This is a genomic window from Blastococcus sp. SYSU DS0669, from assembly GCF_054050895.1.
Genome location: NZ_JBJHAE010000002.1, coordinates 112079 through 137271 on the forward strand (window position 1 = coordinate 112079; position 25193 = coordinate 137271).

Consider the following 25193-nt stretch of genomic DNA (forward strand, 5'->3'; position numbering starts at 1 on the left):
GGTCCGCGATGGACGCTGGTTCCCTGCTGGAGATCTGGTCGACGCCCGAGGCCGCGGCCCCGCTGCGCCGGCTCCCCTCGGCACGGCTGCTGCCCGGGACCGGGCTGGAGGGGGACCGCTACGCCCTGGGCGGTGGGACCTGGGCGCAGTACCCGGAGCTGGAGAAGCAGCTGACGCTGATCGACCGGGACGACGTCGCGGCGGTGGCGGAGCAGGTGGGCGGCACGTTCACCACTGCGGACACCCGGCGCAACCTCGTCACCACCGGGATCGACCTCCCCGCGCTGGTGGGGCGCTGGTTCGCCGTGGGCGACGCGCTGCTGTTCGGGATGAAGCGCTGCCCGCCGTGCACGCACCTGGAGCGGCTCACCGGGCTCAAGCTGGTCAAGGCGATGGTGCACCGCGGCGGCATCAACGCGGCCGTCTTCGGCCGGGCGGTGATCACCGAGGGTGCCGTCGTGCGCCTCGTGCCCGAGGACGAGGCCGCCCGGCGGGGGGCACCCACCGGCGCCGGCCGGCCGGTGCCCCGCCACGTCGACGGCTGACCTCCCCGGTCGTCCGCTCAGCCGACGAGGCGGTAGAAGCGGAAGAAGTCGTCGGCGATCGGGAGCACCTCCAGGTCGGCGAAGCCCGCCTGGCGGGCGTACCCGCGCAGCACGTCGGGGCGCATCACGGTGCCGGTGCCGACCGAGGGCTGGGAGGAGAGCCCGTCGGCGAGGCAGCACAGCACGCTGTAGCCGTACATGAGCCGTTCGACGTCGTCCCCCGGGGCGCCGAAGGTCTCCGCCACCCGTTCGTCCATGACCAGCACGTAGCCGTCCTCGCCGGCGAGCCGGCGCATGGCGGCGAGGACGTCGACCGGCCGCGGCAGGTCGTGGATGCACTCGAAGGCGGTGACGAGGTCGTAGGTGCCGTCCCGGCCGACCGTGGCGGCGTCCGCCACCTCGAAGTGGACCCGGTCGCCCACCCCGGACTCGGCGGCGTGCCGGCGCGCGGCCTCGATGGATGGGGCGTCCACGTCGTAGCCGTCCACGGTCGCCGTCGGGTACGCCAGGGCGATGCCGATGGCCGACCAGCCCTCGCCGCACCCGACGTCGGCGACCCGGCCTCCGGCGCGCAGCGCGCGGTCCACCTCGGGCACCGAGGGCAGGTGCTCGCGCCCGAGCGCCCCCAGGAACAGGGGCCGGTTCGCCGCCGCCTGGGCCTCGCGGACGTCGTCGCCCAGTTCCGCCCAGCTCACCCCGCCCCCGGTGCGGTGCGCCTCGGCCAGCGCGTCCACGTGCTTGCCGAGGCCCACCAGGAGCCGGGCCAGCGGGAGGACGTGGTTCGGGCTGAGCTCGTCGGTGAACGGCTCCACCGCGGCGGCGGGCAGGGCGAAGCGGCGCGCCCGTGGGTCGCCAGGATCGGATGCGGGATCGGTCGCGGTGAGGAAGCCGGTCACGGCCTGCTGCTCGAGCCACTCGCGGGTGTACCGCTCGGCCGTCCCGCACCGGGCGGCCAGCTCGGCCGAGGTCTGCGGCCCGCCGTCGGCCAGCGCCCGGTAGTAGCCGAGCCGGTCGCCGAGGTACGCGGTCTGGACGTCGAGGGTGGCCAGCACCGCCGCGAACAGCCGCTCGACGAGGTCCGCGGTGCCCCCGCCGGGTTCCGGGGGGATCCTCGGCGCGGGCGGCTGGGTGGCCGATTCGGTGGAGGTCATGGCGGGGGTCCTTCCGCTGGGTGGCGGCCTCCCCCGCATCCCCGGCCGGGGACGAGGGAGCCCGTGCCGGCCGGGCCCGCGCGCCGGGCCGACCGCCCCCGCGGGGAACACCCTGCCCCCGCCGCGGCGATCGGGGAACCACTTTTTTCGGCCCGGTCGTCCTGCGGGTCGGCCGGTCCACCACCCGGTCCCCGCACGCTCGCCCTCTGCCCACCCCGGCGGGGCAGAGCGCTACCGCCCGCCGGCCCCCTTCGCAGGTCAGCCGGCCGGCTCGTCGCTCCAGCGGGCCAGGAACTCCTTCTCCTCCGCGGTCAGGCGGCGCGGCCGGTTCAGCCCGAAGTCGAACGGCACGAGCAGGGTGCTGCCGGTGACGGCGAGCTGCCCGTGGTCGAAGAGCTCGTAGTGGCAGGTGAAGGCGGCCGCGCGCACGCCGGCGACCCACACCTGCACCTCCAGCGGATCCCGGTCGTAGACGACCGACCGCTTGTAGGCGATCTCGTGGGAGGCGACGACGAGCCCGCGCCGCAGGCCGGTCCGCTCGTCGTGGGTCGGCTGCTCGAAGAAGAGGTTGACGCGGGCCATCTCGAAGTAGCCGAGGAAGGCGACGTTGTTGATGTGCTGGTAGGCATCCATGTCCGACCAGCGCATGGGGACGTGCACGGTGTGCCTCACACCGCCACCCTGCCCTACGCCCGTCTCTGCGCGGCGCCGGGGCGGTGGTCCGCCCGGGCTAGCGTGGCCGCGTGGGGTCCTGGGCCGCGGACGAGCCGGGGGTGCTGGTGCTCCCGTCGGGGCGGCGGGTGCGGGGACGGGGGCTGCGCCGGGTCCCGCGCGGCCCGGAGCCGACCTTCGGCGTCTACCTGGTCGGCCGCCCACCGGTCGTCCCGTGGGAGAGCCGCTGGGTGCGCTGGCGGGACTTCGGGCTGCCGGCCGACCCGGCCGAGCTGCGGACCTCGTTGGAGGCGGCGCTGGACCGCGCCGCCGAGGGGCGGGTCGAGGTCGCCTGCCGGGGCGGCACCGGGCGCACCGGGACGGCCCTGGCCTGCCTCGCCGTCCTGGACGGCGTCCCACCTGGGGAGGCCGTGGAGTACGTCCGCCGCGGGTACCGGCGCCGCGCGGTGGAGACGCCGTGGCAGCGCCGCTTCGTCGAACGTTTCGGCTGACCCGCCGGCGGCCGGGCACCAGGGCCGGGCGTCATCCGGGGAGGCGCCGGGCCAGCCGCTCCCGGCCGGGTCCGGAGAGCTCCTCGACGACGCCCCGGCGGCCGGCCACCGCCATGAGCAGCGCCTCTCCCGTGCCGCCGACCTCCGGACCGCGCCCGAAGGCCCAGTCCAGATCGGTGGCCACCAGCCGCACCCCGCGCACGCGGACCGCGCCCAGCAGGGTCGGGGAGAACAGCGCGGTGCGCAGCGCCGGCACGAGTCGTTCGGCCGGGATCTGCCGGGGCAGGCCGAGGGGGCGCCGGATGTCCTGCTGGTGGATCATCCCGTCGGTCAGCGCGATCGCTCCGCCCAGCCCGGCGGTCAGCCCGGCGGGCGTGAGGTGGTCGTCGAGGAGCGCGAGGAGCTCGGCGGGGGTCCGCGTCCCGTACTCGCTCAGCCCCACGGCGTTCGTGCGGTCCACCGTGAACCGGCCGCGGGTGAACCGCCGGGCCAGTTCGCGCGGACCGAGCTCGTCGTAGCTGAGCACGTGCGCCACCACGTCCCGCACCGACCAGCCCTCGCACAGCGAGGGGGCGGCCCACTGCTCGGCGGTGAGGCCGGTCAGGAGGGCGCGCAGGTCCTCGCGTTCGGCGCGGGCCATGCTCATCAGGCTCATGCGCGCTCCGGTGCGGTCGCGGTCGTGCCGCTGCACGACGAGGTGGCGCGACCCTAGGGAAGCCGGGCCCGCCGGACCAGGGGTCGCCGGACCGGTCGACCCGATCCCGGCCGGAGACGCCGACGGCCGGCCCGGAGCAGGTGCTCCGGACCGGCCGTAGGGGAGGCGAGGGAACGGCTCCTTCGCAGGGCCCCGCCGCGAGCCTGCGAGCGGTGGGGGGCGAAGGAGTCCTTCTTCAGTCGCGGCTGAGCTTGCGGTAGGTGGCGCGGTGCGGTCGAGCCGCGTCGGGGCCGAGCCGCTCCACCTTGTTCTTCTCGTAGTCGGCGAAGTTGCCCTCGAACCAGAACCACTTCGAGTCGCCCTCGTAGGCGAGGATGTGCGTCGCCACGCGGTCGAGGAACCACCGGTCGTGGCTGACGACGACGGCGCAGCCGGGGAACTCCAGCAGCGCGCCCTCGAGGCTGGTGAGCGTCTCGGTGTCGAGGTCGTTGGTGGGCTCGTCGAGCAGCAGCAGGTTGCCGCCCTGCTTCAGGGTCAGCGCGAGGTTCAGCCGGTTGCGCTCACCACCGGAGAGCACGCCCGCCGGCTTCTGCTGGTCCGGGCCCTTGAAGCCGAACGCGGCGACGTAGGCGCGCGAGGGCATCTCGACGTTGCCGACCTTGATGTGGTCGAGACCGTCGGAGACGACCTCCCACAGCGTCTTCTTCGGGTCGATCCCACCGCGGCTCTGCTCGACGTAGGAGAGCTGGACGGTCTCGCCGACCTTGATCTCGCCGTCGTCCGGCTTTTCCTCGCCGACCAGCATCTTGAACAGCGTGGTCTTGCCGACCCCGTTCGGGCCGACGACGCCGACGATGCCGTTGCGGGGCAGCGTGAAGGAGAGGTCGTCGATGAGCACCCGGTCGCCGAAGCCCTTGGTCAGGTTCTTGGTCTCGACGACGACGCTGCCCAGGCGCGGGCCCGGCGGGATCTGGATCTCCTCGAAGTCCAGCTTGCGGAACTTCTCGGCCTCCGCGGCCATCTCCTCGTAGCGGGCCAGGCGGGCCTTGCTCTTGGCCTGGCGGGCCTTGGCGCCGGAGCGGACCCACTCCAGCTCCTCCTTGAGGCGCTTCTGGCGCTTGGCGTCCTTGGCGCCCTCGACCTGGAGGCGGGCGGCCTTCGTCTCGAGGTAGGTCGAGTAGTTGCCCTCGTAGGGGTAGGCGCGGCCGCGGTCGAGCTCGAGGATCCACTGGGCCACGTTGTCGAGGAAGTACCGGTCGTGGGTGACGGCGACGACGGTGCCGGCGTACTTCTCCAGGTGCTGCTCCAGCCACGCGACGCTCTCGGCGTCGAGGTGGTTGGTCGGCTCGTCGAGCAGCAGCAGGTCGGGCGCCTCGAGCAGCAGGCGGCACAGCGCGACGCGGCGGCGCTCACCACCGGAGAGAACGGTCACGTCGGCGTCGCCGGGCGGGCAGCGCAGCGCATCCATCGCCTGCTCGATGCGGGCGTCGAGCTCCCAGCCGTCGGCGTTCTCGATGACCTCCATGAGCTCGCCCTGCTCGGCCATCAGCGCGTCGAAGTCGGCGTCGGGCTCGCCCATCGCCGCGCTGACCTCCTCGAAGCGGCGCAGTGCGTCGCGGAGCGGCTTCACCGCCTCCTCCACGTTGCCGCGGACGTCGAGCTCCTCGTTCAGCGGCGGCTCCTGCAGCAGGATGCCGACCGTCGCGCCGGGCGCGAGCGTCGCGTCACCGTTGGAGGGCTGCTGCAGACCGGCCATGATCTGCAGCACGGTCGACTTGCCGGCGCCGTTGGGGCCGACGACGCCGATCTTCGCGCCGGGCAGGAACGACAGGGTGACGTTGTCGAGGATCACCTTGTCGCCGTGCGCCTTGCGCGCGCGGACCATCGTGTAGATGTACTGAGCCACTGGCTTTTCGAGCCTTCCGTCGTCTCGCGAGCGGGGGCGGGGCCGCGGGTCGCGACCCCACCCCGTACGTTCTCGCCTCCGATCCTCCCAGCCCGGGCAACTAGGCGTGCGCGGGCTCCTGCGAGGGATCGGGGCCGTCCACGGAGGACAACGCCGCACCCTCCCCCACGTAGTCCCACCCGGCCACGGGGGCGTCGGGCTCGGTGTCGTGGCCGGGCTCGGCGGGGGAGCCGGGGGTGTTCCCCGCGGCCGCATCGGGCGCCCGACCGGACCGGTCGCGCTTGAACACCGCCATGCCCTTGGCGAGGTTCGGGCCGACGGCGTACGCCCGGATCTGCGGCTTGCTCCGCGGTCCGTTGTCCGACTCCCAGCTGTGCGTGGTCAGGGCGCCCTGGACGATCACCGGGTCGCCCTTGCTGATCGACCCGGCGACGTTGCCGCTGAGGCCGTTCCAGCACTCGACGTCGATCCAGAAGGTGCCGGAGTCGACGTACTGCCCGAGGCCGGCGTCGAACCGGCGCGCGGTGGAGGCCATGCGGAAGTTGGTCACCGCGCCGTTCTGCGTGACCTTGCGGCGCGGGTCGTCGGCGACGTTGCCGACGACGGTGACGATGGTGTCGTTCACGGTGCTCCTCGGGGGTGCTGCGCCGGACGGCGCGACCGGCGCGCTGCCGGTGTGCCGTCGACCCTGGCCGCAGTGCCCGGCGACGGGGAGGTCGTCCCGGGAACTGTGGACTCGGCTCCCCCCTGTGGACGACGCCGGCGCCCACCGCCGTCACCACCTCGGCGGGCGGTGCGATGATCGGCGTCCGAGCGCCCGTAGCTCAGCGGATAGAGCAGGTGCCTTCTAAGCACTTGGCCGCAGGTTCGAGTCCTGCCGGGCGCGCCGTCGAGCCTCCCTGTCGCGGGCGGCCCAGGGGCTCGTTCCACCGGCGGTCCGGATCGGGTTGATCCCTGTGCCCCGCCCCGGGCAGGGCGATGCCTGGTCGCCGCCGCCGTCTGCGGCTGCACAGGTCATCCCCGGAGCCACGTCCACCCGTTCGGGATGGGGCCGGTGCCCGCGTGACGCCCTGCCCCTCGGCGTCACTCGGCTCTGCCGGGGCGAGGCGAGCCGGTCCGCCGATCGCTGGCGACCCCTTGCCCTCGCGCGGTGCGTGACCTACGAAAAGCACGTGGACAGATCCGCCAGACGCCCGAGCCCGAGCCCGACGTTGTACTTCGTCCTCGGCACGATGTGGGCGGTGCTCGCCGTCGGCGGGTGGGGCACGTCCGGCGGCACGTTCGCGACGGTGCTCTTCGTCCTGCTGGCCGTCGCGAACCTGGGCCTGGCCACCTTCCTGGTGCGGAAGCAGCGGCGCACCGCGAGGACCGACGTGGTCGAACGGTGACCGTCCTGAGCTCGGCGTGGTTCCGCCGCCGGGCGAGCGGTGCGCGCTCAGGGCCCGTGGGTGGCTGACCGCCGAGGCGACCAGCACCCGGGTCGTCGCCCCCGTGCCGCAGGATGCGCGGCGACGGGCCCACCCGCGCCTCGACCCCCTAGGAGAGGTCCCGATGACACCTGCCGACCACCGCACCGAGCCACCGCTGACCGGTGACGAGGCGACGCTGCTGACGAGCTTCCTGGAGTTCCACCGGCAGACGCTGCAGTGGAAGTGCGCCGACCTCACCCCGCAGCAACTGGCCACGCGCGCCGTACCCACGTCGGGGCTCACGCTGCTGGGCATGGTGCGCCACCTCGCGGCGGTGGAGACCGGCTGGCTCGTCGGCTTCGGCGGGCTGCCCCTCGACCTCTGGCCCGGGGTGGTCCGGGACCACGAGGAGCAGTTCGGCGTCGACCCGGCCACCGTCACCGCCGACGACGTGGCCGCGGCATGGACGACCTGGCGGGCAGCGGCCGACGCTGTCGGCGAGGTCGCCCGCCGGCTGCCCCTGGACACCGAGGACCGGCCGTGGGGCCGCGACGACACCTTCTCGCTGCGCTGGATCCTCCTGCACCTGGTCGAGGAGTACGCCCGGCACAACGGCCACGCGGACCTGATCCGGGAGGCCCTGGACGGGGCCACCGGCGAGTGACCCGGCCGCGATGACCGAGGGCGGCCGCGCGGTCGGCGGCGGAGCGCCGGGCGCCCGGACGACGGCGAACCCCCGGCCGCTCGGTGCAGCCGGGGGTTCGCCGTCCCGCCGTGTCGCCGGTACGGGTCTCCATGGGGAGCCCTGCACCGCGGAGGTCAGAAGTAGTGTTTCCGCCCTCCGACCGCACGTCCGGTGGCGCCGAGGACGTAGAGGACGGCTCCCACGACGAGGAGGATGATCCCGATGGTCCAGAGGATCGAGATGTCCAGGACGAAGCCGAGCAAGAGCAGGATCAGGCCAAGGATGAGCACGCGCGTCTCCGTTCGGTTCCTGCAGTCTGCGGTCTGCAGTCGAGGCGGCGAATAGCCACCTCGGCGTCCCCACCAAACCGGCCCGCCCGAGGTTCACCCGTTCGTGATCACGGCTCTGCCGCCGTCGGACGCGCTGTGGCACAGGCAAGCGCTCGGCCGCGGTGCCGTCAGCGCGCGACCGGGGGCTTCAGGACGGCGAAGGGGTCGGTCACCTCGAGGGTCGTGGTGACGAAGCGGTAGAGCGCTGCCGGCCGGCCGCCCGCGCGGCCGGGCGCCGCCAGCTCACCGGTCGCCTCCAGCACGCCGCGCCGCAGCAGGACACGCTGCAGGTTGGTGGCGGTCACCTCGTAGCCGAGCGCGGCGACGTAGACCTCGCGCAGCTCGGCGATCGAGAACGTCGGCGGGGCCAGCGCGAAGGCGACGTTCGTGTACGAGAGCTTCGCGCGCAGCCGCTCCAGCCCCGACCCGACGATCGAGCCGTGGTCGAACGCGGTCTCCGGCAGCGCGTCGACCGGGTGCCAGGCGGTGTCCTCGGGCAGCACCGGGTCCAGGTCACCCGGGACCAGGCCCAGGTAGGCGGTCGCCACGGTCCGGCTGCGCGGATCGCGGTGCGGATCGCTGCGGGTCTCGAGCTGCTCCAGGTGCGCGAGCTGGGCGACCTCGACCTTCGAGGCCAGCTGCCGGCCCACGGAGGCGCCGAGGGTCTCGTCGGCCAGGAGCGGCCCGCCCGGGAGCGCCCACGCCCCGGCGAAGGGCTCCTTGGCGCGCCGCCAGAGCATCACGTGCAGCCGGGCGGACCGGACCTGCAGCACCACCGCGAGGGCCTGGTGCGGGAAGGCCGGCCGCTCGGGCGAGGACCACACGGACGTCACGGAATCCATGCTAGGTTTCCGGGCACAGGTTTTCGCCTCACAGTACGAAACCCACTCCTCCGGAGGTCCCGGTGACCGCAACGCTCTCCGCCCCCACCAGCGCGCAGTGGACGCCGGAGCAGTGGCAGGACTGGCGCGACGAGGTGCGCCGGCTGGCCGCCGAGCGGGACGCCGTCGTCCTGGCGCACAACTACCAGGCCGCGCAGATCCAGGACGTCGCCGACCACGTGGGCGACTCGCTCGCGCTCTCCCGCATCGCCGCGGCCAGCACCGCCGGCACGATCGTCTTCGCCGGCGTCCACTTCATGGCCGAGACGGCGAAGATCCTCAGCCCGGAGAAGACAGTCCTCGTGCCCGACGCCGCCGCCGGCTGCTCGCTGGCCGACACGATCACCGCCGATCAGCTGCGCGCGTGGAAGGCGGAGCACCCCGGCGCCGCCGTCGTCTCCTACGTCAACACCACCGCCGAGGTGAAGGCCGAGACCGACATCTGCTGCACCTCCTCCAACGCGGTCGAGGTGGTCGAGTCGATCCCCGCCGACCGGGAGGTGCTGTTCCTCCCCGACCAGTTCCTCGGCGCCCACGTCCAGCGGGTCACCGGGCGGCGGAACATGCGCATCTGGATGGGTGAGTGCCACGTGCACGCCGGCATCTCCCCCACCGATCTGCGGCAGAGCATCGAGGACGCCCCCGACGCCGAGGTGCTCGTGCACCCCGAGTGCGGCTGCGCCACCAGCGCGCTGTGGATGGTCGGCCAGGGCGACCTGCCCTCGGACCGGGTGCACGTCCTCTCCACCGGCGCGATGCTCGACCAGGCCCGGCGGACGACGGCGAAGCGGGTGCTCGTCGCCACCGAGATCGGCATGCTGCACCAGCTCCGCCAGGCCAACCCCGCTGCCGCCTTCGAGGCGGTGAACCCGCGCGCGGAGTGCCCTTACATGAAGATGTCGACGCCGGAGAAGCTGCTGCGCGCCCTGCGCGAGGGCCGCGACGAGGTCACCGTCGACCCCGAGGTCGCCGCCCGCGCCCGGTCGGCGGTCGAGGCGATGATCGCCCTCGGCACCCCCTCGCTGGTCGGCGAGTGACCGTGGGGCCCCGCCGCACCGCGCCGGTCGCCCCCGCCGTCGTCCCCGCGCTCCCGCTGCCGGAGGCCGGCTGGACCGCCGTCACCGACGCCGTCGTCGTGGGCAGCGGCGCAGCCGGGCTGATGACCGCGCTCGCGCTGGCCGACGCCGGGCGGCGGGTCACCGTCGTCACGAAGGGCGCGCTCGGCGACGGGAGCACCCGGTGGGCCCAGGGCGGCCTGGCCGCCGTCCTCGGTGCCGACGACGACGCCGCGCTGCACCTGGCGGACACCCTGACCGCGGGCGCCGGGCTCTGCGACCCGGCCGCCGTGGCCACGCTCGTCGCGGAGGCGCCGGCCGCGATCGCGCTGCTGATGGACCTCGGCGCGCGGCTCGACCTGAGCCGCGACGGCCGCCCGGCGCTGACCCGCGAGGGAGGGCACAGCCGCGACCGGATCGTGCACGCCGGCGGTGACGCCAGCGGCGCCGAGGTCACCCGCACGCTGGTGGATGCGCTGGGCGCGGCCGGCGTCGAGGTCCTCGAGCACACCCTCGCCCTGGACGCGCTGCGCGCCGCCGACGGGACGGTCGTGGGCCTGCGGGTCGCGCGGGTCTGCGCCGGCGGCGCCCTGACCGACGCCGGGGACCTGCGCGCGCACGCCGTCGTCCTGGCGACCGGCGGCTACGGCCAGGCGTACGCCGCCGCCACCAGCCCCGCCGGCACGACCGGCGACGGGCTGGCGCTCGCACTGCGTGCCGGCGCCGAGGTCGCCGACGTCGAGATGGTGCAGTTCCACCCGACCGTGCTCTGGCAGGGGCCGGGCGCCTCGGGGCAGCAGGTGCTCGTCTCCGAGGCCGTGCGCGGTGAGGGCGCGGTCCTGGTCGACCGCGCCGGACGGCGGGTCATGGCCGGCGCGCACCCGCTGGCCGACCTCGCCCCGCGCGACGTCGTCTCCGCCACCATCGCCGCGCACCTGGCCGCGAGCGGCGAGGACCACGTCCTCCTGGACGCGACCCACCTGGGCGCGGAGTTCCTCGAGCGCCGCTTCCCCGGCATCCTCCGCGCCTGCCGGGAGGCCGGCGTCGACCCGGTCACCCAGCCCGTGCCGGTGGCACCCGGCGCGCACTACACCTGCGGCGGGGTGCTCGCCGACCTGGACGGGCGCACCGGCGTCCCCGGGTTGTCCGCCGTCGGCGAGGTCGCCTGCACCGGCGTGCACGGGGCCAACCGGCTGGCGTCCAACTCGATCACCGAGGGGCTGGTCGCCGCCCGCCGCTGCGCCGCGCTGCTGGACGCGACGCTGCCCGGCGGCGATCCGGCCGAGCCCGTCGCCGCCCGGACCCTCGCCGCTGGCGCCGTCGACCCCACCGCGCGCGCGGCGATCGGCGTCGCCACCAGCCGGCACGCCGGCGTGCTGCGCACCGCCGCCGGCCTCACCGAGCTGGCCGGAGTGCTCGCCGCGACCCCCCGCACCGACGAGCTGGACCTGGCCGCGGTCGAGGCGACGGCGGCGCACACCGTCGCGACGCTGCTGGCCACGGCTGCGCTCGCCCGCCCGGAGAGCCGCGGCTGCCACCGGCGGGCCGACGCCCCCGGCACCCGGCCCGAGTGGCAGGTGCGGCTGGCCCACCGCATCGACGGCGCCGGCCACCTGCACACCCGCACCGTGCCGCTGACCGCGGCCGACCAGACCCAGGGAGTGGCATGACCGGGTGGCACCCGCTCCGACCGGAGCTCGCCGACGTCCTCCGCGACGGCGGCCTGGAGCCCGAGGCCGTCGAGCGGGTGATCCGCCGCGCCCTCGACGAGGACCTCGCGCTCGGCCCCGACGTCACCACCACCGCCACCGTCCCCGCCGGCGCCCGCGCCACCGGCGACGTGGTGCCCCGCTCGCCGGGCGTGCTGGCCGGCGTCCCGGTGGCCGCCGCGGTGTTCGCCATCGTGGGCGGTGACGACGTCGAGGTGACGCTGCACGCGGCCGACGGCATGGCCGCCCGCACGAACGCGCCCGTGCTCACCGCCGCCGGGCCCACCCGGTCACTGCTCACGGCGGAGCGGACGGCGCTGAACCTCGTCGGGCATCTCTCCGGCGTCGCCACCCTGACCCGGCGCTGGGTGGACGCCGTCGCGGGCACGGACGCGGCGATCCGCGACACCCGCAAGACGATCCCGGGCCTGCGGGCGCTGGAGAAGTACGCCGTGCGCTGCGGCGGCGGGGTCAACCACCGCATGGCGCTCGGCGACGCCGCGCTGGTCAAGGACAACCACGTCGCCGCGGCCGGTGGCATCACCGCGGCCGTGGAGGCGGTGCGGGGGGCGGCGCCGGGCATCCCGCTCGAGGTCGAGTGCGACACCCTCGACCAGGTGCGCGAGGCGGTCGCGGCCGGCGTCGAGCTGGTGCTGCTCGACAACTTCCCCCTCGCCGACACCCGCGCCGCCGTCGAGCTGGTGCGCGGGACCGGCGTGCGGCTGGAGGCCAGCGGCGGCCTCTCGCTGGAGCGGGCCGCCGAGGTCGCGGCGACCGGTGTCGACTACCTGGCGGTCGGCGCGCTCACCCACAGCGCGCCGGTGCTCGACCTGGGCTTCGACCTCCGCTGACCCGCCCGCCGCCAGCGGCCCCGTCCAGGGGACCGCCCCGAGCCTGCGAAGGGCGGGGAGGACGGGGTCCTTTCTCAGGCGGCGCGCTGGTCCGGGTGCACCCAGCCGATCGCGGGGGCGACGTGCTCGACGATCGTCCGCAGCAGGTGCGCGTTGTACTCGACACCCAGCATGTTGGGCACGGTGAGCAGCAGGCTGTCGGCCTCCCGGACGGCGGCGTCCTTGGCCAGCTCCTCGGCGAGGACGTCGGGCTCACCGGTGTAGCTCTTGCCGAAGCGCGCCCGCACCCCCTCGAGGATGCCCACCTGGTCCTCGCCGTCCCGGCCGCTGCCGAAGTACTGCCGGTCGAGGTCGCTGTTGATCGGGAGCACGCTCCGGCTCACCGACACGCGCGGCTCCCGCTCCCACCCCGCCTCGGCCCAGGCGGCGCGGTAGCGCGCGATCTGCTCGGCCTGCAGCTCGTCGAACGGCACGCCGGTGTCCTCCACCAGCAGCGTGGAGCTCATCAGGTTCAGCCCCTGCCGCGCCGTCCACTCCGCCGTGGCCCGGGTGCCCGAGCCCCACCAGATGCGTTCGGCCAGCCCCGGCGACTGCGGCTGCACCGCCAGCCGACCGGACGCCCCGCCGGTCATGCGCGGGTCGGCGTCGACCACCGGCTGCCCGGAGGCCGCCGCCAGGAACAGCGCCGTCTTCTGCCGCGCCAGCTCGGCGTCGCTGCTGCCCTCGCCGGGCACGTAGCCGAACGCCTCCGAGCCGCGCAGCGCCGTCTCCGGCGACCCACGGCTCACGCCCAGCTGCAGCCGCCCGTCGGCGAGCAGGTCGGTCGCCGCCGCCTCCTCGGCCATGTAGAGCGGGTTCTCGTAGCGCATGTCGATCACGCCGGTGCCGAGCTCGATCCGCCGGGTGCGGGCCGCCATCGCGGCCAGCAGCGGGAACGGCGAGGAGAGCTGCCGGGCGAAGTGGTGCACCCGCACGTAGGCCCCGTCGAGCCCCAGCTCCTCGGCGGCCACCGCGAGCTCCACGCTCTGCACGAGGGCGTCCCGCCCGGTGCGCACCTGCGAGCCCGGGATGGGCTGCCAGTGGCCGAAGGACAGGAAGCCGATCCGCTTGTCCACGACTGGGTCCTTTCGTCGATGTCTGCCCCAGCAGCGCGAGGGGGGCGGCCCGGATTCCCACCGCGCATGGCAGGTCCGCGGAACGCGCGCGACCGGTGGGACGGGTGTGACCCGGTGCGACGGAGTGTGACGGGGCGATCACGACTCTCCGTGAACGGCTTCCGTCACTTCTCGCCTGCGATGCGTGACGCTGTGCCGGTGAGCCTCCCCGCACCCGAGATGCCCCGCTCCCCGGGCACGCCCGGCGGTGGCGCCGGGCAGCGCTTGCGGGCGATCGACACGCTGCTCGCCGACCGGGGCCAGCTGTTCCAGGCCCTGTTCCTCAGCGCACCGATCGCCAAGGCCCTGGTCGACCTCGACGGTCACGTGCTGGTGGCCAATCCGCGGATGTGCGCCCTCACCGGCCGCACCGCCGAGAGCCTGGCCGGCCGGCACGTCGACCTGCTGGCCCACCCCGACGACCCACCGGTGGGCGACCTCGGCCTGGAGCCGGCGCCGGACGAGCCGGCGCTCGACCCGAACCTGCTGCTGGACGGCGAGCGCCGGCTGCGCCGCTCCGACGGCACGGAGCTGTGGGTGGTGCAGTCCCACGAGGTGGTGCGGCAGAACAACGGGACGCCGCAGTTCGTCGTCCTGTCGCTGGTCGACGTCACCGACCGCCGCCGCGCCGAGGAGGACGCCGTCCGCCGCGCGTTCATGGACCCGCTCACCGGGCTGCCCAACCGCCGCGCGCTCACCGACAGGCTGCGCCACGCCGTCGCCCTCTCCCGCCGCCGGGGCCTGCAGGTCGGCCTGGTGCACCTCAACATCGACCGCTTCCAGGCGGTCAACGACGCCCTCGGCCACGAGGCCGGCGACCTGCTGCTCAGCCAGTTCGCGGACCGGCTCCGGTGGAGCACCCGCGTCGAGGACACCGCCGTGCGCCTGGGCGCCGACGAGTTCCTGGTGGTCGCCGAGGACGTCGAGGACCTGGACGGGCTGCGCGCGCTGGCCGGCCGGCTGCTGGGCGTGCTCGACGAGCCCTTCCTGGTGAACGGCCGGGAGATCACCCTCTCGGCGAGCGTCGGGCTCACCCTCGGCGCCGACATGACCCCCGACGACCTGCTCCGCCAGGCGCAGAGCGCGCTCAGCAAGGCCAAGGCCGACGGCCAGCGCGCCCGCATCGAGGTGCACGAGGGGGCGCTCTCGCGCAGCGACGTGGACGCGCTCCAGCTGGAGACCGAGCTCCGCCACGCGCTCGACAACGACGAGCTGCGGCTCTTCTACCAGCCGATCGTGCACCTGGCCGACGAGACGCTGCTGGGCTACGAGGCGCTCATCCGCTGGCAGCACCCGACCCGCGGGCTGCTGCCGCCCGGCGTCTTCCTGGACGTCGCCGAGAACAACCGGCTCACCTCCAAGCTCGGCGCCTGGGTGCTGCGCCGCGCGTGCCTGGACGCCGCCACGTGGGCCGACGACCTCCGGGTGCACGTCAACATCTCCGCCCGGCACCTGGCCGAGGACGGCTTCAGCGAACTGGTCGCCGCGGCGCTCGAGGAGTCGGGGCTGCCGCCGCAGCGCCTGGAGCTGGAGATCACCGAGTCCACGGCGCTCTTCGCCGCCGAGGCCACGCTGCACTCGGTCGCCGTCGTCACCGACCAGGGCGTGACCCTCGCGCTCGACGACTTCGGCACCGGGTACTCGGCGATCACCGCGCTGCACCGGCTCCCCATCCACACCGTGAAGATCGACCGGTCCTTCGTCGCCGACGTCGTCACCCAGCCCTCCACCGCCGCGCTGGTGCACGGGCTGCTGCAGCTCGGGCGCGGCATGGGGCTGCAGGTCATCGCCGAGGGCATCGAGGACCTCGACCAGGCCGCCTGGCTGCTCGACCACGGCTGCGCCATGGCCCAGGGCTACGCCTTCGGCCGCCCCGCGCCCCTGCCCAGCCCGGCGGAGGTGCTCATCGGCGAGGTCACCCAGGCCCCGGCCGAGGACGTCGCCGGTGAGCTGCTGCCGGAGCCGCCCACGCCCCTCGGGCTCCCCCGCCAGCGGCCGCCGTCGACGCCCGAGGGGCACGACCGGGTCGACACCGGCCGGTTCGGCGCCGGCTCGCTCTTCGACGACCTCGCCGACCCCGACCAGTAGAAGGACTCTCCTGCCCCCCACTGCTCGCACGCTCGCGGCGGGGCCCTGCAGGAGGGCCGTTCCAGCACGTCACCCGTTCCAGCGCGTCACCCCCGAGGGAGAGCCAGGGGCACGGGGCGCTTGGCGACCCTGCCATCGCCGGAGGAGCGGCCGCGCAGCCGCCGGCCGACCCACGGCGCCACGAAGCCGCGCACCCACGCGGCTTCCTCGGCCAGCGCCGCCCGCAGCTCGCGGGGCGGCTGCGGCGGGAGCGGGGTGCGCCAGTCCTCGCCGTCGGCACCGGGCAGCCCCAGCGCCGCGGCGGCGGCGAGCGCCATCCGCCGGTGCCCCTCGCCCGTGAGGTGGATGCGGTCGGAGTCCCACAGCCGGAAGTCCTGGATCCACGCCGCGCCCCACTGGTCCAGGACGGCGGCGCCGTGCCGCGCGGCGATCGACCACAGGTTGGCGTCGAAGACGGCGATCCGCCCCCGCAGCCGGCGCAGGATCGGCGTGTTCCGGGTGTCGGCGGTGGTGGCCAGCAGCACGTCGGCCCCCGCGGCGCGGAAGCGGACGACCGCGGACTCCAGCTGCGCGGCCAGTTCGTCGGGGTCGGCGCCCGGGCGCATGAGGTCGTTCCCGCCGGCGACCAGGCTGACCAGGTCCGGCTGCGCCTCCAGGGCCACCGGCACCTGCTCGGCGAGCACCTGGGCCAGGAGCCGCCCGCGGATCGCCAGGTTCGCGTACTCGACGTCGGCGCCGGGCGCGGCGGCCGCGAGGTGCTCGGCCAGCCGGTCGGCCCAGCCGCGGAACTCGCCGGGGCGCTCGGGGTCGGGGTCGCTCAGCCCCTCCGTGAACGAGTCGCCGAGAGCGATGTAGCGGCGCCAGGGGGAACGCGCGGAGCGGTCGAACTGCACGGCCCACTCCAGCACGGACCTCCGCGCGGCCGTCGCCGGGGTCAGGTCCCGCGAGGGCCCGCCCGTGCGCCGCGGTCGCGACCCCAGCCGTACGCGGACGGGGCGGCGGCCACGGGCCTGGGGTGAGGGGGGTCAGCCGCGGTAGGTCTCCAGCAGCCGCAGCCAGATCTCGCTGATCGTCGGATAGGCGGGGACGGCGTGCCACAGCCGCGCGATCGGCACCTCCCCGACCACCGCGATCGTCGCCGCGTGCAGCAGCTCGGCGACCGCGGGGCCGACGAAGGTCACCCCCAGCAGCACCTCCCGCTCGGTGTCCACCACCGCGATCGCCGTACCGGTGTACCCGTCGGCGAAGACCGCGGCACCGGAGACCTTGCCGATCGGGTACTCGACGACGCGGTGCCGCAACCCGGCATCCGCGGCCTCCGCGGCGGTGCGCCCGACGGCGGCGACCTGCGGCGAGGTGAACACGACCGAGGGCGTCGCGACGTCGTCCGCGGTCGCGACGAACGGGGACCACGGCGAGGTGTCGAGCTGCTCACCACGTGCCCGGGCGACGATCGCCGCGCCGGCCTGACGCGCCTCGTACTTGCCCATGTGGGTGAGCTGACGGCGCCCGTTGACGTCGCCCACCCCGTAGAGCCACGGGATGCCCTCGACCCGCAGCGTCGCGTCGACCGGGAGGTACTCCCCCGGCTCCAGGCCCGCCGTCTCCGCCCCGATGTCGGCGGTGCGGGCGGAGCGGCCCGTGGCGACCAGCACCTCGTCGCCGCGCACCTCGCCGTCCGCCGTCGTCAGCACCACCTCGGTGCCGTCCCGCCGGGCGGCGGTGACCTCCGTGTCCAGCCGCACGTCGACGCCCGAGTCCCGCAGCGACGCCGCGACGGCGTCGCCGGCCTGCGGCTCCAGCCCCGGCAGCAGCCGGTCCCCGCGCTGGAGCAGCGTCACCCGGGAGCCGAGCGCCTGCCACGCCGTCGCCATCTCGCAGCCGACGTAGCCGCCGCCGAGCACCAGCAGCCGGGCCGGCGCCCCCTTGGCGCTGGTCGCCTCGCGCGGCCCCCACGGCTCGACCTCGGCCAGCCCGTCGACGGGCGGTAGGGCGGCCTTCGACCCGGTGCAGACGGCGACGGCGTGCCGCGCGGTCAGCCGGGTCGTCGTCCCGTCCTCGGCGGTGACGACGACGGTCCGCTCGCCGTCGAGCCGGCCGCTGCCACGCAGCAGGTCGATGCCGGCGCCGTGCACCCACTCCACCTGGCCGGAGTCGTCCCAGTGCGAGGTGAACGAGTCGCGGCGGGCGAGGGTGGCTGCCACGTCCTGCTCCCCGGTGACCGCCTGCGCCGCGCCGTCCACGGCCCGCGCCTCGGCGAGCACCTCGGTACCGCGCAGCAGCGTCTTGCTCGGCATGCAGGCCCAGTAGGAGCACTCGCCGCCCACCAGCTCGGGCTCCACGAGCACCGCCGACAGCCCGCCCCGCACCACGACGTCGGCGACGTTCTCCCCGGTCGACCCCGCTCCCAGGACCACGACGTCGTACGTGCGCTCGGCTTCGGTCACCGGCCCATCCTGGGGGGTGTGCTGGACTGGCCGCCATGCCGGTCGACCCCGCGGCGTTCGCCGCCGCCCTGGCCCAGCACGCCGCCGGCGTCTGCCTGCTCACCGTGCGGGACGACATCGACGACGTGGGGACGACGGTCAGCTCGGTCATGAGCGTCTCCGCCTCCCCTCCGCTGGTCGCCGTCGGCCTGAGCGCCGAGGGCTACCCGGCCGAGGTGCTGGAGGCGGTCGGGGCCTGCGCGCTGACCGTCCTCGCCGCCGAGCACGCGATCGTCGCCTCGCGGTTCGCCTCCGCCGGCCGGCCCAGCGCCCGCCACCTGCTGGAGTCGGTGCCTTGGACGCGGGCGGCCGGCAGCGGGGCGATCGTGCTGACCGGCGGGCTGGCCGCGCTGGACTGCCGACTGGAGCGGCTGGTCGAGGCCGGGGACCACGTGCTGGCCCTGCTCGCCGTCGACGACGCCGCGGTGCAGGACACGACCGCCCGCCCGCTGCTGCGCCACCGCGGCCGGTACCTGGACGCCCCGGGCCGGTCGCCGGCGCGGCCGTGAGACCGGCGGTGCAGTACTCGCCGTCGGCTGTCACATCCCGGGCGCCGGCGGTGCTGTACGGGTGTGGACCTGATACGGCCGTCGGCCACCGCGGCCCTCTCCCTGCCCGGGGTGCGCGGCGCGGCCCGGCCCCGCACTGATCGGGGCGTGCGCATGCCACGGTCACGGGTCGGCGTCCGGGCCGACCTCGAGGAGGTCTTCCGCGACCACTACGCGCGGGTCGTCGCGGTGGCCACCCGGGTGCTCGGCTCGCGGGACCAGGCCGAGGACGTCGCCCAGGAGGTCTTCCTCTCCTTCGGTCGGTCCACCGTGCCGGCCGACGAGGCCGGCGGCTGGCTGGCCGTCGCCGCGACCCACACCGCGCTGAACGTGCTCCGCTCGGGCCGCCGTCGCAGCGCCCGCGAGGAGATCGCAGGCGACGGCGGCCCGACCGTCGTCCCCGACGTCGCCGAGGACGTCATCACCCGCGAGGAGCGCAGCTCCGTGCGGGCGGCGCTCGGGCGGCTGCCGCACAAGCAGGCGGCCGCGCTCGTCCTGCGGCACAGCGGCCTCAGCTACGCCGAGGTCGCCGCCGCCCTCGACATGTCCCCCGGGAGCGTGGGCACCACCGTGCGCCGCGCCGAATCCGTGCTGCTCAAGGAGCTGAACCGCCATGCGTCACCCGAGTGAGGGCGTCCTGCGCCGTCTCGTCGACGAGCCGGCCGGCGTGACCGACGCCGACCGCACCCACGTCGCCGCCTGCGCGACCTGCCGCCCCGCCTTCGAGCGCGCCCGCAGCGAAGCCCACCTGGTCGGCTCCGCGCTGGGGCCGCCGGTCGCCGTCGACACCGACGCCGCCTGGGCCCGCTTCTCGGCCGCGGCCGCCGCCGACACCGCGCCGGAGGCCGCCCGCCCGGCGGTGGCGCGGCGCGGTGGCTGGCGGACCGCGGTGCGCCGGCCTGCCGTCGCCGCGCTGGGCGCGGTGGTGCTGTTCACCGGCGCCGGCGTCGCCGCGGCCAACGACTGGCTGCCGATCTTCTCGACCGAGCAGGTCGAGCCGGTGGAGGTCAGCGCCACCGAGCTCGTGCAGGTGCCCGACCTCTCCGCCTACGGCGACCTGCAGGTCGTCCGCGCGCCGGAGCCCGAGCAGGTGGCCGACGCCGAGGCGGCGCGCGAGCGGACCGGGCTGGACGTCCCCGAGGTCGCCGAGCTGCCCGAGGGCGTGACCGGCGACCCGACCTACCAGGCCGCGGACGTCCTCGAGGCCACCTTCACCTTCTCCGCCGAGAAGGCCGCGCAGGCGGCGGCCGCCGAGGGCGAGGACCTGCCGCCGGTGCCCGCCGGGCTCGACGGCAGCTCGCTGCGCCTGCAGGCCGGGCCGGGCGTCGCGGCCATGTGGGCGCAGCCGACCGGCGTGCCGACGCTGGTCGTGGCCCGGGTCGGTGCGCCGCGCGTGGAGTCCTCCGGGGTGCCGTTCGAGACGGTGCGCGACTACCTCCTGTCGCTGCCGGGGCTGCCCGCCGGGCTCGCCGAACAGCTCCGCGACCTCTCCGCGGACGGCGCGACGCTGCCCCTGCCGGTGCCGGCCGAGCTGGTCACCTCCTCCACCGCGGACGTCGACGGTGTCGAGGCGACCGTGCTGACCAGCCGCAACGGCCTGTTCGCCGGCGTGGTGTGGGTCGAGGACGGCGTGATGACCGGCGTCGCCGGGACGCTCTCCGCCGACGAGCTGCTGTCGGTCGCCCGTGAGCTCGGCTGACGCCGCTACGGTCGCCGGCATGAGCTCCGGGTCGACGGCGGCGGGGACGGCGGGCGCGACGCTCACCGACCTGCCGCCGTCCCCGGCGGTCTGGTGCTCCGGGCTGCGCAAGCGGTACGGACGCCGGACCGCCGTGGACGACGTCTCGTTCACCGTCGGTCGCGGCGAGGTGGTCGGGCTGCTCGGCCCCAACGGCGCCGGGAAGACCAGCGTCATCAAGATGCTGCTCGGCCTCGTGCGGCCGGACGCCGGCGAGGTGCTGCTGCTCGGCCGGGAGTCCGCCGACCCCCGCTCCCGCAGCGCCGTCGGCTACCTGCCCGAGCTGTTCCGCTACCAGCCGTGGCTGACCGCGGCCGAGGTGCTGGACCTGCACGTCAAGCTGTCCCGCACCGACGTCCCGCCCGCGGAGCGCCGGGAGTGCCTGGCGACGGTCGGCCTGGGCGAGCGGACCGGTGACCGCGTCGGCGGCTTCTCCAAGGGCATGCAGCAGCGGCTCGGGCTCGCCGTCGCGCTGGTCGCCCGGCCCGAGCTGGTGGTCCTGGACGAGCCGACCAGCGCGCTGGACCCGATCGGCCGGGTCGACGTCCGCGACCTCGTGCTCTCCCTGAAGGCCCGCGGCGTCGCCGTCCTGCTCAACTCGCACCTGATCGGCGAGGTCGAGCGGGTGTGCGACCGGGTGGTCATCCTGGACGAGGGCAAGGTGGCCGCGTCCGGGACGCTCGCCGAGCTGCTCGGTCAGCGGGAGGTGCGGCTCCGCCTCGGCGACGTCGACCAGCGGGTCGAGGAGCGGCTGCGGGCGGCCGGCTCGCTGGCGCGCAGCGGCGACTGGTTCACCGTGGCGCTGGGGTCGGAGGACGACGGCGTCACCGTGCCCGACCTGGTGCGCGACCTCGTCGGCCTGGGCGTACGCGTGCACGCCGTCGAGCCGGTGCGGATCAGCCTCGAGGAGCGGCTGCTCGCCGTCCTCCGCCACGAGGAGGCGGCCCCGTGATCGCGCTGACCATCGCGGGGCTCACCCTGCGCGAGGCCGCCCGGCGCAAGGTCGTCTGGGCGCTGCTGGCCCTCACCGTGGTGCTGCTGGCGCTCAGTGGCTGGGGCTTCTCGCGGCTGATCGGCCTGGACACCGAGCTCGGCACGCTCACCAGTGGCGAGGCCCGCCTCGTGGCGTCGCTGCTGCTCAACCTGATCATGTTCGGCTTCAGCCTGGTCGCCGCGATCGGCACCGCGTTCCTGGCCGGCCCCACGCTCGCCGGGGAGGTTGAGTCGGGCCAGGCGCTGGCGGTGCTCGCCCGCCCGGTGCGCCGGTCCTCGGTGCTGCTGGGCAAGTGGCTGGGCCTGCTGGCGTTCGGCTGCGGTTACGTCGTCCTGGCGGGGCTGGCCCAGCTGCTCGTGGTGCGCGGGGTGGTCGGCTACTGGCCGCCCTCGCCCGCCGCCGGGCTCGCGCTGCTGGCGGCCGAGACCGTCGTGCTGCTCACCCTGGCCCTGCTGCTCTCCAGCGTCATCTCCCCGATGGCGTCGGGCATCGTCGCGGTGGGTCTCTTCGGGGCGACCTGGGTGGCCGGCGTGGTCGGCGGGATCGGCGGCGCGCTGGGCAACGAGGGCGTCGAGCGGGTGGGCACCGTGTCGCGGGTGCTGCTGCCCACCGACGGCCTGTGGCGGGGCGCGATGAACGCCTTCCAGGACCCGGGCGCGCTGATCCAGATGGGGCCCGAGGGCGGCTTCCCCTTCCTGAGCGACGCCGCCCCGACCCCGGTCTACCTGCTCTGGGCCGCCGTCTGGGTGGCCGTGGTCTGGGGGCTCACCGCGCTCTCGTTCCAGCGCCGCGACATCTGAGCCGCCGCGGTGCGCTGGCTCCGGGCCTGGACGGCCGGGGGTCCGGCCATGCTCGCTCTCTGCCCACCGGGACGGGGCAGAGAGCGAGCTTCCACCGCCCTTCCCTGCGCCGGTCGGGCCCGGGCCGCCGAGGCGCGGAAGACGCGGTCTCCGCGGCCGCCGACAGCCCGATGTCCGCGCAGTCGCGGCCACGTCGACGGGGCGGGGAGCCCGGTCGTCAGCTCCGCGGGCTAGCGTCGGACCCGCTATGAGCGCTCTGCCTGCACCATCCGAGTCCGCCGTCCGCCGCGCCCTGGTCCGCGCCGAACGGGGCGTCTCGCTGGACGCGACCGAGGCGGAGACCCTGCTGCACGCCCGTGGCCTGGGCGACGGCGAGCCGCTGGACCGGCTGCTGACCGCCGCCGGCCGCGTCCGCGACGCGGGGCTGGCGAGCGCCGGGCGGCCGGGCGTCGTGACCTACAGCCGCAAGGTGTTCATCCCGCTCACCCACCTCTGCCGCGACCGCTGCCACTACTGCACCTTCGTGACGACGCCCGGGCAGCTGCGGGCGCAGGGCAAGCCGCCCTACCTCTCCCCCGACGAGGTGCTGCAGATCGCCCGCGACGGCGCCGCGCTGGGGTGCAAGGAGGCGCTGTTCACCCTCGGCGACCGCCCCGAGGACCGCTGGCCGGTCGCCCGCGAGTGGCTCGAGGCGCACGGCTTCGACTCGACGCTGGGCTACCTGCGCGCGATGGCGATCCGGGTGCTGGAGGAGACCGGGCTGCTGCCCCACCTCAACCCCGGGGTCCTCTCGTGGGAGGAGATCCAGCGGCTGAAGCCGGTGGCCGCGTCCATGGGGATGATGCTGGAGACGACGGCGACCCGGCTGTGGTCCCAGCCCGGCGGCCCGCACTTCGGCAGCCCCGACAAGGAGCCCGCGCTCCGGCTCCGCGTGCTGGAGGACGCCGGGCGCTCCGCCGTCCCCTTCACCACCGGCGTGCTGCTGGGCATCGGCGAGGACTACGCCGAGCGGGTCGACGCCGTCCTGCAGATCCGCGCCACCGCGCAGCGGCACGGCCACGTGCAGGAGGTCATCGTCCAGAACTTCCGCGCCAAGCCCCGCACCGCCATGCAGGCCCACGAGGACCTGGATCTGCAGGAGTACGTGGCCGCCGTCGCCGTCACCCGGCTGCTGCTGGGCCCGAAGGCGCGGGTGCAGGCGCCGCCGAACCTGAGCGACCCAACCGAGCTCGGGCTGCTGCTCCGCGCCGGGGTGGACGACTGGGGCGGCGTCTCGCCGCTGACCCCGGACCACGTCAACCCCGAGCGGCCGTGGCCGAACCTGGAGGAGCTGGCCAAGCTCTCCGACTACGCGGGGTTCGAGCTGCGCGAGCGGCTGGCCGCCCAGCCCCCCTACGTCCTGCAGCCCGAGCCGTGGCTGGACCCGCGGGTGCGCCCGCACGTCACCGCGCTCGCCGGCCCCGACGGGCTGGCGGTCGAGGGGCGCATCCCGGTCGGGCTGCCCTGGCAGGAGCCGGACGAGGCGTGGACCTCCTCGGGCCGGGTCGACCTGCACGTCGAGGTCGACACCGTCGGGCGGACGGCCGACCGGCGCAGCGACTTCGACGCCGTCTACGGCGACTGGTCCGAGCTCCGCGACCGGACGACGTCGGCCCGCGACGGGCGGTCCACCGCGCTGTCCGCCGGCGACCGCGAGGTGCTGGCGGCGCTGCTGCACGCCGAGCAGGACCCGGCGGGGCTCTCCGACGCGGAGTACCTGGCGCTGCTGGGTGCCGACGGCACGGACCTCGAGAACCTCTGCGCGCTGGCCGATGCGGTCCGGGCCGACGTCAACGGCGACGACGTCACCTACGTCGTCAACCGGAACATCAACTTCACCAACGTCTGCTACACCGGCTGCCGGTTCTGCGCGTTCGCCCAGCGGCGCACCGACGCCGACGCCTACACGCTCTCGATGAGCCAGGTGGGCGACCGGGTCGACGAGGCGTGGGCGGCCGGGGCGACCGAGATCTGCATGCAGGGCGGCATCCACCCCGACCTGCCCGGCACCGCGTACCTCGACCTCGCACGGGAGGTGAAGCAGCGCCAGCCCGGCATCCACCTGCACGCGTTCAGCCCCATGGAGATCGTCAACGGCGCCGCCCGCACCGGGCTCCCGTTCCGCGAGTTCCTCACCGGGCTCAAGGAGGCCGGCCTCGACTCGATCCCCGGCACGGCCGCGGAGATCCTCGACGACGACGTCCGCTGGGTGCTCACCAAGGGCAAGCTGCCGACGGCGACCTGGCTGGAGATCATCGGCACCGCGCACGAGGTCGGCATCCCGACGACGTCGACGATGATGTACGGCCACGTCGACACCCCGGCCCACTGGGTCGCCCACCTGCGCACCCTGGCCGCCCTGCAGGACCGCACCGGCGGCTTCACCGAGTTCGTGCTGCTGCCGTTCGTCCACCACAACTCCCCCATCTACCTGGCCGGGGTCGCCCGCCCCGGGCCGACCGTGCGCGAGAACCGGGCGGTGCACGCCGTCGCGCGGCTGCTGCTGCACGGGCGGATCGGCAACATCCAGACCTCGTGGGTGAAGCTCGGCGACACCGGCACCCAGGCGGTGCTGCAGGGCGGGGCCAACGACCTCGGCGGCACGCTGATGGAGGAGACGATCAGCCGCATGGCCGGCAGCGAGAACGGGTCGCTGAAGACCATCGCCGAGCTCGAGGCGATGGCCGCCGCGATCGGCCGCCCCGCCCGCCAGCGCACCACCGAGTACGGCACGCCGTCGGCCGAGCGGATCGCCACCGCCCGCTCCGAGGAGGGCCGCGCCCGGCTGACCCTCTCGATCGCCCCGCGTTGAGTACGGCACATGAGGATGGACAGGCCGGACTGACTCCGCAGATGCGACCGCCCGCGGGAACGCCTGTGGCAATCAGCTGTGTCTCTGAGCGGCCCGTCCTGGGTCAGGCGAATACACCTGCAACAGGAGCACCAGCAGCGCATCCGGCAACGTTGGCCCTGGAGGCGGCTTCGGAGACAGATCTCGCAATCTCCC

Annotated in this window: 24 protein-coding genes and 1 tRNA gene; 15 read left to right on the plus strand and 10 right to left on the minus strand. The window is 75.2% G+C overall.

The features are described 5' to 3' along the window. The first annotated feature begins 8 nt into the window (after positions 1–8). On the plus strand, positions 9–545 hold the full coding sequence (locus ACI792_RS02975; protein ID WP_456601257.1) for an MOSC domain-containing protein: 537 nt from the start codon (positions 9–11) through the stop codon (positions 543–545). A gap of 17 nt (positions 546–562) precedes the next feature. Here the strand turns inward: ACI792_RS02975 and ACI792_RS02980 are convergent, their stop codons facing one another. Together ACI792_RS02980 and ACI792_RS02985 are read right to left on the minus strand one after the other, a co-directional pair. Further along, positions 563–1696, minus strand: coding sequence for a class I SAM-dependent methyltransferase (locus ACI792_RS02980; RefSeq protein ID WP_456601258.1), 1134 nt, complete (start codon positions 1694–1696; stop codon positions 563–565). A gap of 258 nt (positions 1697–1954) precedes the next feature. Next, positions 1955–2368, minus strand: coding sequence for an acyl-CoA thioesterase (locus ACI792_RS02985; RefSeq protein ID WP_456601259.1), 414 nt, complete (start codon positions 2366–2368; stop codon positions 1955–1957). Positions 2369–2439: 71 nt separating this feature from the next. Between ACI792_RS02985 and ACI792_RS02990 the strand changes: the two genes are divergently transcribed. Continuing rightward, on the plus strand, positions 2440–2859 hold the full coding sequence (locus ACI792_RS02990) for a protein-tyrosine phosphatase family protein (protein WP_456601260.1): 420 nt from the start codon (positions 2440–2442) through the stop codon (positions 2857–2859). Positions 2860–2890: 31 nt separating this feature from the next. Here ACI792_RS02990 and ACI792_RS02995 read toward each other — a convergent pair whose 3' ends face one another. The 3 genes from ACI792_RS02995 to ACI792_RS03005 form a co-directional block, all read right to left on the minus strand. Further along, entirely contained in the window at positions 2891–3514 is a 624-nt protein-coding gene (locus tag ACI792_RS02995) for a maleylpyruvate isomerase family mycothiol-dependent enzyme (protein WP_456601261.1), read from the minus strand. A gap of 235 nt (positions 3515–3749) precedes the next feature. Beyond that, the gene (ettA, locus tag ACI792_RS03000; RefSeq protein ID WP_456601262.1) at positions 3750–5420 is read right to left on the minus strand and encodes an energy-dependent translational throttle protein EttA; all 1671 of its coding nucleotides are present in this window, start codon (positions 5418–5420) and stop codon (positions 3750–3752) included. A 100-nt stretch (positions 5421–5520) separates the two neighbouring features. Then, positions 5521–6045, minus strand: coding sequence for a single-stranded DNA-binding protein (locus ACI792_RS03005; protein WP_456601263.1), 525 nt, complete (start codon positions 6043–6045; stop codon positions 5521–5523). A gap of 188 nt (positions 6046–6233) precedes the next feature. On the opposite strand from ACI792_RS03005, the gene ACI792_RS03010 reads away from it, so the two are divergent. The 3 genes from ACI792_RS03010 (at position 6234) to ACI792_RS03020 (ending at position 7493) form a co-directional block, all read left to right on the plus strand. Then, positions 6234–6306 (plus strand) — tRNA-Arg (locus ACI792_RS03010). A gap of 286 nt (positions 6307–6592) precedes the next feature. Further along, the gene (locus ACI792_RS03015; RefSeq protein ID WP_456601264.1) at positions 6593–6808 is read left to right on the plus strand and encodes a hypothetical protein; all 216 of its coding nucleotides are present in this window, start codon (positions 6593–6595) and stop codon (positions 6806–6808) included. Between the two features lie 163 nt (positions 6809–6971). Further along, positions 6972–7493, plus strand: coding sequence for a DinB family protein (locus ACI792_RS03020; RefSeq protein ID WP_456601265.1), 522 nt, complete (start codon positions 6972–6974; stop codon positions 7491–7493). A gap of 155 nt (positions 7494–7648) precedes the next feature. Here ACI792_RS03020 and ACI792_RS03025 read toward each other — a convergent pair whose 3' ends face one another. Both ACI792_RS03025 and ACI792_RS03030 read right to left on the minus strand, forming a co-directional pair. Then, positions 7649–7804 carry a DUF6131 family protein gene (locus tag ACI792_RS03025; protein WP_456581466.1) on the minus strand — a complete coding sequence of 52 codons (156 nt, stop codon included), beginning with the start codon at positions 7802–7804 and terminating at the stop codon, positions 7649–7651. A gap of 167 nt (positions 7805–7971) precedes the next feature. Continuing rightward, the gene (locus ACI792_RS03030) at positions 7972–8685 is read right to left on the minus strand and encodes an NUDIX hydrolase (protein WP_456601266.1); all 714 of its coding nucleotides are present in this window, start codon (positions 8683–8685) and stop codon (positions 7972–7974) included. Between the two features lie 62 nt (positions 8686–8747). Between ACI792_RS03030 and nadA the strand changes: the two genes are divergently transcribed. From nadA to nadC, 3 genes are read left to right on the plus strand one after another with little or no spacing between them, the layout of a single operon-like run. Continuing rightward, complete coding sequence (gene nadA / locus ACI792_RS03035) at positions 8748–9761, plus strand: quinolinate synthase NadA (protein ID WP_456601267.1); 1014 nt, start codon at positions 8748–8750, stop codon at positions 9759–9761. Beyond that, complete coding sequence (locus ACI792_RS03040; RefSeq protein WP_456601268.1) at positions 9758–11449, plus strand: L-aspartate oxidase; 1692 nt, start codon at positions 9758–9760, stop codon at positions 11447–11449. Before nadA ends, ACI792_RS03040 begins: the two co-directional genes overlap by 4 nt. Continuing rightward, the gene (gene nadC, locus ACI792_RS03045) at positions 11446–12339 is read left to right on the plus strand and encodes a carboxylating nicotinate-nucleotide diphosphorylase (protein ID WP_456601269.1); all 894 of its coding nucleotides are present in this window, start codon (positions 11446–11448) and stop codon (positions 12337–12339) included. The genes ACI792_RS03040 and nadC overlap by 4 nt, the downstream gene beginning before the upstream one ends. A 74-nt stretch (positions 12340–12413) precedes the next feature. On the opposite strand, the gene ACI792_RS03050 is transcribed toward nadC, so the two are convergent. Beyond that, on the minus strand, positions 12414–13454 hold the full coding sequence (locus tag ACI792_RS03050) for an LLM class flavin-dependent oxidoreductase (RefSeq protein WP_456601270.1): 1041 nt from the start codon (positions 13452–13454) through the stop codon (positions 12414–12416). Between the two features lie 198 nt (positions 13455–13652). Between ACI792_RS03050 and ACI792_RS03055 the strand changes: the two genes are divergently transcribed. Further along, complete coding sequence (locus ACI792_RS03055) at positions 13653–15581, plus strand: putative bifunctional diguanylate cyclase/phosphodiesterase (RefSeq protein ID WP_456601271.1); 1929 nt, start codon at positions 13653–13655, stop codon at positions 15579–15581. Positions 15582–15667: 86 nt separating this feature from the next. Here the strand turns inward: ACI792_RS03055 and ACI792_RS03060 are convergent, their stop codons facing one another. Beyond that, positions 15668–16474 (minus strand): SGNH/GDSL hydrolase family protein, encoded by an 807-nt coding sequence (locus ACI792_RS03060; RefSeq protein ID WP_456601272.1) that lies wholly within the window; start codon positions 16472–16474, stop codon positions 15668–15670. A gap of 132 nt (positions 16475–16606) precedes the next feature. Then, on the minus strand, positions 16607–18028 hold the full coding sequence (locus ACI792_RS03065) for a dihydrolipoyl dehydrogenase family protein (RefSeq protein ID WP_456601273.1): 1422 nt from the start codon (positions 18026–18028) through the stop codon (positions 16607–16609). Positions 18029–18063: 35 nt separating this feature from the next. Between ACI792_RS03065 and ACI792_RS03070 the strand changes: the two genes are divergently transcribed. The 6 genes from ACI792_RS03070 (at position 18064) to ACI792_RS03095 (ending at position 24998) form a co-directional block, all read left to right on the plus strand. Next, positions 18064–18576: a flavin reductase family protein gene (locus ACI792_RS03070; protein ID WP_456601274.1), complete on the plus strand. Its 513-nt coding sequence runs from the start codon at positions 18064–18066 to the stop codon at positions 18574–18576. Between the two features lie 153 nt (positions 18577–18729). Continuing rightward, entirely contained in the window at positions 18730–19245 is a 516-nt protein-coding gene (locus ACI792_RS03075) for a sigma-70 family RNA polymerase sigma factor (RefSeq protein WP_456601275.1), read from the plus strand. After that, complete coding sequence (locus ACI792_RS03080) at positions 19229–20314, plus strand: hypothetical protein (protein ID WP_456601276.1); 1086 nt, start codon at positions 19229–19231, stop codon at positions 20312–20314. The genes ACI792_RS03075 and ACI792_RS03080 overlap by 17 nt, the downstream gene beginning before the upstream one ends. Before the next feature lie 19 nt (positions 20315–20333). Then, entirely contained in the window at positions 20334–21305 is a 972-nt protein-coding gene (locus tag ACI792_RS03085) for an ABC transporter ATP-binding protein (protein ID WP_456601277.1), read from the plus strand. Further along, positions 21302–22147 carry an ABC transporter permease subunit gene (locus ACI792_RS03090; protein WP_456581479.1) on the plus strand — a complete coding sequence of 282 codons (846 nt, stop codon included), beginning with the start codon at positions 21302–21304 and terminating at the stop codon, positions 22145–22147. Before ACI792_RS03085 ends, ACI792_RS03090 begins: the two co-directional genes overlap by 4 nt. Positions 22148–22394: 247 nt before the next feature. After that, positions 22395–24998 carry a bifunctional FO biosynthesis protein CofGH gene (locus ACI792_RS03095; RefSeq protein ID WP_456601278.1) on the plus strand — a complete coding sequence of 868 codons (2604 nt, stop codon included), beginning with the start codon at positions 22395–22397 and terminating at the stop codon, positions 24996–24998. The last annotated feature ends 195 nt before the right edge of the window (positions 24999–25193 follow it).

What these genes read in the sequence shown, in the direction of transcription:
- ACI792_RS02975 (WP_456601257.1), top strand. Translation starts at nt 9, where the DNA reads ATGGACGCTGGTTCCCTGCTGGAGATCTGGTCGACGCCCGAGGCCGCG.
- ACI792_RS02980 (WP_456601258.1), bottom strand. Translation starts at nt 1,696, where the DNA reads ATGACCTCCACCGAATCGGCCACCCAGCCGCCCGCGCCGAGGATCCCC.
- ACI792_RS02995 (WP_456601261.1), bottom strand. Translation starts at nt 3,514, where the DNA reads ATGAGCCTGATGAGCATGGCCCGCGCCGAACGCGAGGACCTGCGCGCC.
- ACI792_RS03020 (WP_456601265.1), top strand. Translation starts at nt 6,972, where the DNA reads ATGACACCTGCCGACCACCGCACCGAGCCACCGCTGACCGGTGACGAG.
- ACI792_RS03030 (WP_456601266.1), bottom strand. Translation starts at nt 8,685, where the DNA reads ATGGATTCCGTGACGTCCGTGTGGTCCTCGCCCGAGCGGCCGGCCTTC.
- nadC (WP_456601269.1), top strand. Translation starts at nt 11,446, where the DNA reads ATGACCGGGTGGCACCCGCTCCGACCGGAGCTCGCCGACGTCCTCCGC.
- ACI792_RS03070 (WP_456601274.1), top strand. Translation starts at nt 18,064, where the DNA reads ATGCCGGTCGACCCCGCGGCGTTCGCCGCCGCCCTGGCCCAGCACGCC.
- ACI792_RS03075 (WP_456601275.1), top strand. Translation starts at nt 18,730, where the DNA reads ATGCCACGGTCACGGGTCGGCGTCCGGGCCGACCTCGAGGAGGTCTTC.
- ACI792_RS03080 (WP_456601276.1), top strand. Translation starts at nt 19,229, where the DNA reads ATGCGTCACCCGAGTGAGGGCGTCCTGCGCCGTCTCGTCGACGAGCCG.
- ACI792_RS03085 (WP_456601277.1), top strand. Translation starts at nt 20,334, where the DNA reads ATGAGCTCCGGGTCGACGGCGGCGGGGACGGCGGGCGCGACGCTCACC.
- ACI792_RS03095 (WP_456601278.1), top strand. Translation starts at nt 22,395, where the DNA reads ATGAGCGCTCTGCCTGCACCATCCGAGTCCGCCGTCCGCCGCGCCCTG.